This is a genomic window from Acinetobacter sp. 479375 (genome assembly GCF_000581715.1).
Lineage (GTDB): Bacteria > Pseudomonadota > Gammaproteobacteria > Pseudomonadales > Moraxellaceae > Acinetobacter > Acinetobacter ursingii.
In genome coordinates this window covers 1-9199 of the sequence record NZ_JEZN01000040.1, presented here as the reverse complement: position 1 = coordinate 9199, position 9199 = coordinate 1, and the positions used below count along the sequence as shown (strand labels likewise).

At 38.3% G+C, this 9199-nt stretch carries 4 protein-coding genes and 3 pseudogenes; 4 read left to right on the top strand and 3 right to left on the bottom strand.

What is annotated here, in order from left to right; translation table 11 throughout:
* The first annotated feature begins 61 nt into the window (after nucleotides 1–61).
* On the top strand, nucleotides 62–763 hold the full coding sequence (locus tag J500_RS16070; protein ID WP_004282341.1) for an IS1 family transposase: 702 nt from the start codon (nucleotides 62–64) through the stop codon (nucleotides 761–763).
* A 28-nt stretch (nucleotides 764–791) separates the two neighbouring features.
* A pseudogene (locus tag J500_RS16065) lies at nucleotides 792–2096 on the top strand (BCCT family transporter); the annotation flags it as partial.
* Nucleotides 2097–2151: 55 nt separating this feature from the next.
* Here the strand turns inward: J500_RS16065 and omp33-36 are convergent.
* From omp33-36 to J500_RS16050, 3 genes are all read right to left on the bottom strand, one after another.
* Nucleotides 2152–3054 carry a porin Omp33-36 gene (gene omp33-36 / locus J500_RS16060; protein ID WP_004985773.1) on the bottom strand — a complete coding sequence of 301 codons (903 nt, stop codon included), beginning with the start codon at nucleotides 3052–3054 and terminating at the stop codon, nucleotides 2152–2154.
* Nucleotides 3055–4211: 1157 nt separating this feature from the next.
* Complete coding sequence (locus J500_RS16055; RefSeq protein WP_004995514.1) at nucleotides 4212–5546, bottom strand: aryl-sulfate sulfotransferase; 1335 nt, start codon at nucleotides 5544–5546, stop codon at nucleotides 4212–4214.
* 44 nt (nucleotides 5547–5590) lie between these two features.
* Nucleotides 5591–8074 (bottom strand): TonB-dependent receptor, encoded by a 2484-nt coding sequence (locus tag J500_RS16050; RefSeq protein ID WP_004995513.1) that lies wholly within the window; start codon nucleotides 8072–8074, stop codon nucleotides 5591–5593.
* 491 nt (nucleotides 8075–8565) lie between these two features.
* On the opposite strand from J500_RS16050, the pseudogene J500_RS17785 reads away from it, so the two are divergent.
* Together J500_RS17785 and J500_RS16045 are read left to right on the top strand one after the other, a co-directional pair.
* Nucleotides 8566–8691 (top strand): annotated as a pseudogene (locus tag J500_RS17785) (hypothetical protein); the annotation flags it as partial.
* A gap of 49 nt (nucleotides 8692–8740) precedes the next feature.
* Nucleotides 8741–9199, top strand: a pseudogene (locus J500_RS16045) (IS5-like element ISAba10 family transposase); the annotation flags it as partial.

Sequence of the window (9199 nt, the reverse complement as noted above, 5' to 3'; positions counted from 1 at the left end):
TGGGTGGTGTTTCAAAAAGTATGCTGAAAAAAAGCAGGTTGGATTTTGATAAAATAGAGAAATGCGAATAACTCTAGAAATCAAGTGTCCAGCCTGCCTAAGTGACAGTATAAAGAAAAATGGCACAAAAGTAGATGGTAAGCAAAATTACCAATGTAAAATATGCAGACGTCAATTTATTGGTGATCATGCTCTCAGTTATCAAGGCTGTCACTCAGGTATCAAAACCAAAATATTACACCTCATGGTGCGAGGCAGTGGTGTCAGGGATATAGCAGAAATTGAAAGAGTAAGTATCGGTAAAGTTCTACGGACACTTAGCCAATCAAAATATCAACTTCGAGCACAGCAAAGTCATTATGAAACCCTTGAAGTAGATGAGTTTTGGACTTTTGTTGGTCATAAGCAAAATAAACAATGGCTAATTTATGCCTATCATCGAGAAACAGGTGAAATTGTTGCTTATGTATGGGGTAACCGAGATTTAGCCACTGCAAAACGACTTAAATTAAAATTGAAGCAGTTAGGTGTAAGCTATACATGTATATCAAGTGACCATTGGGATAGCTTTGTTACGACCTTTAAAGAATGCAAACAGTTGATTGGTAAATTTTTCACTGTGGGTATAGAAGGCAATAATTGTCGATTACGGCATCGAATCAGGCGAGGCTTTAGGAGAAGCTGCAACTTCTCCAAAAAGCTTGAAAATCATTTCAAAGCCTTTGATTTAGTGTTCTTTTATATCAATAATGGATTCGTTTAATGCCAGCATACTTTTTGAAACACTACCTTTATTTGGTTTGCAAACCTCCGCGACTTCACAAATTATCCTGATTGTTATGGTCAGTGCTATGGCGAGTCTGTCTGTCGGATTAGGACTCGATAAAGGGATTAAACGTCTTGCTGAACTTAATTTGGCGTTGGCTGTCATTTTATTGCTGTTCGTGTTTTTTGCTAGCTCAACCATTTATCTGCTGCAAACGACTATCCAAAATGCAGGACAATATGTTTCTAACCTGTTTGATATGACTTTTAATCTTTATGCTTATCAACCTACAGGTTGGATTGGTGGCTGGACGATTATGTATTGGGCATGGTGGATTTCATGGTCACCATTTGTGGGAATGTTTATTGCTCGAGTGTCCAAAGGTCGCACCATTCGTGAGTTTATTATTGGGGTCTTATTTATTCCGACGGGATTCACCCTGATCTGGATGGGATTTATGGGCAATGCGGGGCTTTATAGTGTCTTACATGATGGAAATATAGGTTTACTTACCGCGATACAAGGCGATTCATCGGTTGCATTATTCGAGTTTTTGGGCACATTGCCTCTATCTGGTGTAATGAGTTTGCTGGCCACGATTCTGGTGATTCTATTTTTTGTGACATCCGCAGACTCTGGTGCACTGGTGGTTGATTATCTGACTGCAAAATCCGATGATTCACCTGTATGGCAACGTCTATTCTGGATTGTGGTCATGGCAGCCTTGGCCATTATTTTATTGCTAGCAGGTGGTTTAACCGCCTTGCAATCGGCAACCATCATGAGTGCTTTGCCTTTCACGGTGATCATGTTATTGATTTGTTGGGGTTTAATTAAGGCACTGAGGATTGACAGTACCAAAATGCAGTCAATCCAAGAGGCGCGTACTACGCCGCGCGCGATTCAAAATCCGCGTAGTTGGCAACAGCGTTTAGGCTTGATTATGCATTATCCACATTCCAAACAGGAAGTGGATGAATATATTCAGACGACAGTGAATAGGGCCTTTGAAAGTATTCAAAAAGAATTTCGTCGTCGACATTTGACAGCAAAAATAGAAAACACTGAAAATGGTTTGGTGTTGAAAGTGGATCACCATGATGAAATTAACTTTATTTATAATGTGGTTTCACGTGAAACAGTGCCACCAAGCTTCATGGTGAAAGATCAAGCTACCGAAAATGAAGAATATTTTCAGGCAGAGGTGTTTTTACGAGAAGGTGGGCAGAATTATGATGTGATGGACTGGACACAAGAAGATTTGATTCAGGATATTATTGATCAATATGAACGCCATTTATATTTCTTAAATGTTGTGCGAACCACCTAACGCAAAAAAAGAGGACTCAACTTGAGTCCTCTTTTTTTTGTAAAGTCAGAATCTATTAGAAACGAACTTTAGCGTTCAAACCGATCGTTTGCGTATCAAGATCTGAACCTTGAACATCTGCTTTTAGGTAAGATGCACCCACCGCAACAGCAGGAGTAATGAAGTAATTTACATTCGCTCCCCAAGCTTGTCTAAAGCGACCTAAATCATCACCTTTAATGTTTGCTTCGCCATCATTACCAATAAATGTTGCGCCAACGCTGAGTTTTGGTGTTAAGTAAAGATCAGATTTTAAACCATATTGATTTTCCTGACCAAACGCACCAGCAACTTCAAAACCGACTGCCATATTCGTACCGTCGATTGGACCTACATACTTCGCACGTGCAGTCACAGCATCTTGATCGTCTTGAATCGCAGCAGTTTGATTGACTGCCGAGTAGATACCATTGTTCATGATGCCAAAAGTATCTAAAGAGAACTGATCAGCCACACTGGTATAACCGACAGCCATTAAGAAGTTAGGAAGCAACATTGCACCAACTTCAAGTGAGTAACGGTCACCGTGGTCATCACGAGAGATTTCATTTTTACCATCAGCATCGGTATGGTTATAAGATGCACTTGCATAAACAGGAACATAAGGTGTTGGAAGATAAGCTTCACCTTTTGCACCATAAGTGCCAATGTGGTAATTAATACCATCTTTCACATCATATTGCTGATAGCTATAACCAAGCGAAACGCTAGAAGCTTGGTTCAAAAATGCGGCTTCAGCTAAAGGGCCTTTAGATGCATCAACATCCTTTAAATAGAATGTACCGTTAAGGTCACCTGTAAAGTTTTTATCATTCGCAGTCGTATCTACAAATTCTGATTGACCTTGAACTTCAACTTGATATGCGTGAGCACCGGTCATGGCTAAAAGTAAAGCAGTGGCTAAACCGAGTTTTTTCATAGTAGTTTCCAGCGTTAACAAGAAAATTAAGCTGCGGTCATTGTATTGTAACAATTTATGAAGTCAATGATATTAAAAACAGGCAGAGTCAAGGCTCTCGGGTCAGCTAAGTATCTGAATAAAAAGTGATCATTTAAAATAAATCTTGTCAACCGGAAAAAAATTACTATTTTTACAATTAGCTAGAAGCTTGATTGCTACCCAAAAAATGTAAGTAAGCGTAAAAAGAAGCGTGTTTTTTGATTGTAAAATTAAATTATTAATTTATTTTTAATTGATAAAAACTTTTAAATATTTTTCTTTAAAGTGAATATCATGCCAAATTTATTATGTTTATGTGTATTAATGTGAAATTAATCACACTAAAAAATTAAATCGAATGATGTTTGTTTGGTTTAAAAAGATAAAATTGTTAAAACATTAACCATTAATATGAAGAAGTGTGATGCCGCTCTGTAAAGAATGGTAAAAATCAGGAAAAAAACATAGTAATTTATATAAATACGCTTTACATCAATCAAATTTTTTTAGATAATTGCATCAAGAAATCTTGACTGGTTTGGTCGGATTTTAGTTTCTCAAACGAATTGTTTTAAAAGTTTTACTTTTTATATGCCCAGCTTTCCCCAAGGTTGGGCTTTTTTTTGCTTGATCTTTGATAAATGAAAATGATTATAAAAAGATATTTGGATAATAAAACTGAAGATAAAAAAAACCCAACCGATAAGAGAGTGGTTGGGCTGAAAAGGATGTTAGTTGGGAGAAACACCCTTGAGGAAGTTGCTCTATCTCTGCTTTAAGCTTAACTTTGGAATATGTGTTAATTATGAATTTAAATTTATAATCTGTAAAATTGATAGTTCTAATTTTATTAATAGTTTTTTTCTATTTTGTGATGTTTTCTAGCTTCAACTTGATGAATAGGGCTGGAGTCATTTTCTCTTAATGTTTTTCAGATTGGCTTATCCGAGCTATGACTTAAGTTTATGTAGATAAGAGAAATCTTAATTTTTAAATCTTTGTGCAACAAAGTCCATTGGATATACTTTTTACATAAAGATAAGATCATTGATTTGATTAAAGTTATAAAAATAGCCCGATTTGATAGGGCTATTTTTAAAATGATTAAATGTAAACAAAGTTAGTATTCTTTGAAATTAGTTTAAAGAACTTGATATGTTAGGTGTAGCTTTCTTTTCGCTATGAGTTACTGTCTCTGGAATCCATGAGTAAGGTACTGGTAATGCGCGGTAAACCCAATTACTTTTGGCTTTACCATTAGGGGCTTGACCAATATAAGGACTGACATATTCCCAAACGATTTCTCCTTGTGGTGTAATCTGAAAGAAACGACCATTTTGACCTTCATCAATGAGGGTATTACCATTTGGCAAGCGTCGTGCACTGCTAATAAAGGAGCTGAAAAATGCCCAATCAGGTTGTGCTGAATTGGATGCAGTGTATTGCCACACAATTTCTTTTTTAATCGGGTCAATTTCTAGCACACGCGAACCTGAAAGCACACCACGTTGAACAGATGGATAACCTGCATCGCCCTGATTATCAAACACCAATAAATTGCCCGCGCCTGCTAAACCTTTTGGAATTATATGTGCATCATGTTGCCCGCTAATTTGATCGACAGGTCGAGGAACTGTATTGGCTGTTTTAGGATTGATGGCGGGTAGGTTTGGGCCAAGTGTCCAGACGATTTTCCCTGTCGCTTTATCAATGATGGCAATGAAATTGGCATTTCGTGAATCTATGATGAGATTGTCAGGATGAAAACGTGCATCACCTGCATCGAACCATTTATTCGGACCAATCGGTGCCAGATTGTTAATATGTAGATAATCAGGGTTTTGAGTGGCGAAGACCAGTTTCAGTTGTTCCTGAGTAAAATCAAATTCATTTAAATGATCCGAGGCTTTCCAGCTCCAGACAGTTTTGCCTTGTGCATCGACTTCATAAATCACATCATCAATCACTTCGGGAACTTTAAATCCTGATACTTTGTGCACAAGATTAGCCAAGATCAAGGTGTTACCATTCGGAAGCCTCCGAATATCATGATGTTGTTGGGCGGCGGGTATCTTCGATTCTCCACTCCATTGCCACACGGTCTTACCGTTCCAATCAATTTCTCCGACAGTTTTATTGTTGAGCCCATTGCCAGCAGAGGCTAGTTTGGGTGAATTTGTCTGATCTTCAAGCTGTAATAACAGTCTGCCTTTCACGCCACCAGTGAACTGCGGATCAATAACCGCAGAAGGAAAACCTTTATAATTCCATTGCTTGACTTCATTTCCATTCATATCAATCAGATGGGTTTTATTGTCCGCACCGCTAAAAATTACGTACTGAGGGTTGGCTTTGTTTGGGTCGTAAATGGTCACTCCAGTTGGATAAACACTCGGTGCAGCATGAAGGATGGGTAGCATCATTGCGAGCAATGTAGTTGACAATGTGGTTTTCAAATTCATTATTTTCATGACTAATACTCTATAAAGTTGAAATGTTATTTTTAAATCTGGTCTTAAAAATTCACTTTAACGGTCGCACCAATAGTTCTTGGCTGTCCTGCACTGGCAAGCACAGTGCCATTTGAAGAATTCCATGCATTAGTGACAAAAGCTTGATCGGTCAGATTTTTTGCCCAAACCGAAACATCAATTTCATTTTCTCCAAAGCGATGACGTGCACCAAAGCTGGCATTGACCAAACCGTATGCTTTAATTTTGGCTTCTGGATTATTGTCTAAAGTGCCATACGACCAGTCACGCCATGCATAGCTGCCTGAAACATACGGTTGCCAGTTGTTTTTTTCCTGTAAGTCATAGCGGAAATTAAAATTAGCAATCCATTTAGGTACGCCATACACCCGTTCGCCAGAAAGATCCTGAGTATTCACACCTGTTGGAATGGAAATATTGGATGGCGCAGGGGCATTTCTATATTCGGTATATTTGGTGTCGTTCAATGAACCATTAAAATTAAGGGTTAAACGGCGAATGGGTTGATAAGTGGTATCGATCTCAAAACCTCGGCTGCGCACTTTACCAGCGTTGGCTAAGACACTGACAATCGAACTACCGACTTGTTCATAGCTCGTGGTTTGATAATCAGAGACATCAATCCAAAATATATTGCTATTGACCTGTAATTTATTATTTAAAAAGTTCTGTTTTAAACCAATTTCATAATTATCGGCCTTTTCAGGATCAACTTTGAGTGAGTCTGCGCCCGCAGTCGGTGCAGAACCAACACTTAAGTTAAATCCTCCCGATTTTTCCCCATGAGAATAAGTGGTATACAACAGATTTTGTGGATTAAAACGATAGCTTCCCGTGAGTAGCCCAGAGTAACTGACTTTATTTTGCGATAAGTCACCTGAATCATAAGCACCAAGTTGGGCGTTAAGTAGATTCCGTTCTGCTACAGAAATGGTTGCAATATCTTTGCCGCCGATCGGAGCCGTACGAACAATACTGGCACTTTTATCTTCATAAGTGACGCGTCCGCCTGCGGTCACATCAAATTGGGGGGTGGCATGCCATGTGCCTTGTCCAAATATGGCCGAGCTTTTCGTGTCTGTCGTGCCATAGCTATAGGACGAGCGATTATCTAAAATATTGGATTGACCACTGGCAATCAGAGATCGTACCGTTGGTACGTTATATAAATAAAATGCGTCTGCTACATCTCCATAAATCGTGAAATTTTTATTTTTTAGATTTTGTTGGAAATAATATAGGCCTGTCACCCAGTCAATGACTTGATGATCGGCTGAAGCAAAACGAATTTCCTGTGAATATTGTTCATCTTTTACCGAAACGCCGCCATTGATTAAAGCATTTGAACTGATCAGGTCGCTGTTTGTCGGGGTAAAATGCCAAAATCGATAAGCACTAATCGAGGTCAGTTTTTTACCACTGTCTAAGGTCCAGTTGGCTTCAGCCGAGCCACCGCCTTGTTCAACGAACATATGCTGTCTGGCATCGGAATCAATTTGATAATCTTTCCAATTGTTATATAGATTTTTCGCGCCTGAAGCTTGGGCATTATCAATAAAACGATTGTAATTTGCGCCAAATGCAGGGCTGTTAAAGGTTGGCCCCTGATAATACATCAGCATTGCGCCCTGGTTATCATCCTGTTTGTTATAATCTGCAATGACACGTAAATTAAAATTGTCTTGTGGCTTCCACAATATCTGACTACGTACGCCTAAACGATCGGTATCATTATAGTCTTTGCCATCATAGCTATTCTTAACAAAGCCATCCTGTGTAGTTTTATAAAAAGATAAACGTCCTGCGACTGTCTCTGATAGCGCATCGGAAAAACTCCCTTTTGCCTGCAAATAATCACGTGTACCAAAAGAAATTTCAGCAGAATTGTCTGGATAAAAAGTCGGTAATTTTGAACTGATATTTAATAAGCCCGCAGTGGTATTTTTGCCAAATAACGTGCCTTGAGGACCGCGCAATAGTTCAAGCTGAGCGATATCTAGCAGATCAAACACCGCCATTCCAGGACGACCTAGATAAACATTGTCCAGATAAACCCCGACACTGGCCTCGAGACCATCACTCGCTGGATTATTTCCCAAACCGCGAACTGCAACACTGGACTGGCGTGGGTTTAAAAATGCCACATTGAGACTTGGCAAGGCCTGTTGCAAATCTTCAATTTTACTTAAGCGCTGAGTTTCGAGTGTTTTGGCACTTAAAATTGTAATCGGTGTAGGGACATTTTGTGCCTTTTCTTCACGGCGACGGGTCGTAACAACTACATCTGCTAGTTGAACCACGTCTTCCGCTTTAGCTGGTTGAACCGTAGAGTTGACTGTTGCCGTGGTTGATGAATTCACTTGAATATCTTCTGCATTAACCTGCATTGAAAATGCCGTCAATCCCAGAACAGAAGCCCCAAAAACTGAAACAAAAATGCTCTGTGTGATTTTATTCAATATCAATGGATAATCACGACTAAAATGAGATGCAAATTTTTGTTGCATTTAATATCTCCAATAAAGTGTTTAATTTTTGTTAATTCTATTTTTTATTTAATTTGAGACTGTCATTCAGAATACACAATTCATTCTATATTGTGATGAAGATATAAATTTTATTGAATAATCAGTCTGGAAATTTGCTTATAAGATTAAGCTAAATAATATGGAAAATTTATGATAAAACTTTGAGTGAAAAATAATTCGGTTGTAAAATAAAAGTATAATATATTTATATGACCTTAAATCAATATTTAAAAAATGAAATAGTTGTGTATGAGTGTGAACCATATCATTTGCAGTAGCCTCATTCTTTGACAGAGAAATAGAATAAATTTGTTTAATAATTCATTTATTTAAATTCGAAGTCAAGCCTGAGGTGTGGGTTGAATTGGCTTTTGTCTTTATTCATTGCATGTATTTAATCATCTTTATTAATGATTAAGTTTGTATTCCTTGCGACAGTTTAGTTCGTATAATTTTTTATAATCAACCAACAGTTTGTTGCAGATGGTCGTGATGTCAATGCCACTAATCCTCAAGGCCAACGTATTCATGATGTGATTGCTGAATTTCCGCGTCAGCGTGAACCATTCTTAGAAGTTTTGGCAAAATTTGCCTAATTCAAATTGGCTTTGTTGCATAAATAAATTTCATCCCCATACATGTTAGATGAATACAGAATCAAAAAGCCGATACAAAACAACGAACTGGTCTGAGTACAATCAGGCTTTACGTCAACGGGGTGCTTTCACCATTTGGTTTGATCCCCAAATGCAATGGTCTGCAACACCTACTGGAAAAAAAGGACGTCAACCTACCTACACTGATATAGCAATTCAATTTGCCCTGACGATACGAAACCTGTTCCAACTGGCTTTACGCCAAACACAAGGTTTCATTCAAAGCCTTTTTCAAATGGCTCACCTCGACTGGAATGTTCCAGACTTCTCAACATTGAGTCGGCGAGCAGATAAGCTGCAGCCACTTCTACATAAATCAGCAAAAAATCCACAGGAAGACTTGCATATTTTAGTTGATAGCACAGGGATCAAAGTTACAGGTGATGGGGAATGGGTGCGTAAAAAACATGGCGTAAACCAACATCGTCAATGGCTGAAATTACATCTT

Excerpts from the sequence above, each read along its gene's own strand:
- J500_RS16070 (WP_004282341.1), top strand. The coding sequence starts at position 62 with ATGCGAATAACTCTAGAAATCAAGTGTCCAGCCTGCCTAAGTGACAGT.
- omp33-36 (WP_004985773.1), bottom strand. The coding sequence starts at position 3,054 with ATGAAAAAACTCGGTTTAGCCACTGCTTTACTTTTAGCCATGACCGGT.
- J500_RS16055 (WP_004995514.1), bottom strand. The coding sequence starts at position 5,546 with ATGAAAATAATGAATTTGAAAACCACATTGTCAACTACATTGCTCGCA.
- J500_RS16050 (WP_004995513.1), bottom strand. The coding sequence starts at position 8,074 with ATGCAACAAAAATTTGCATCTCATTTTAGTCGTGATTATCCATTGATA.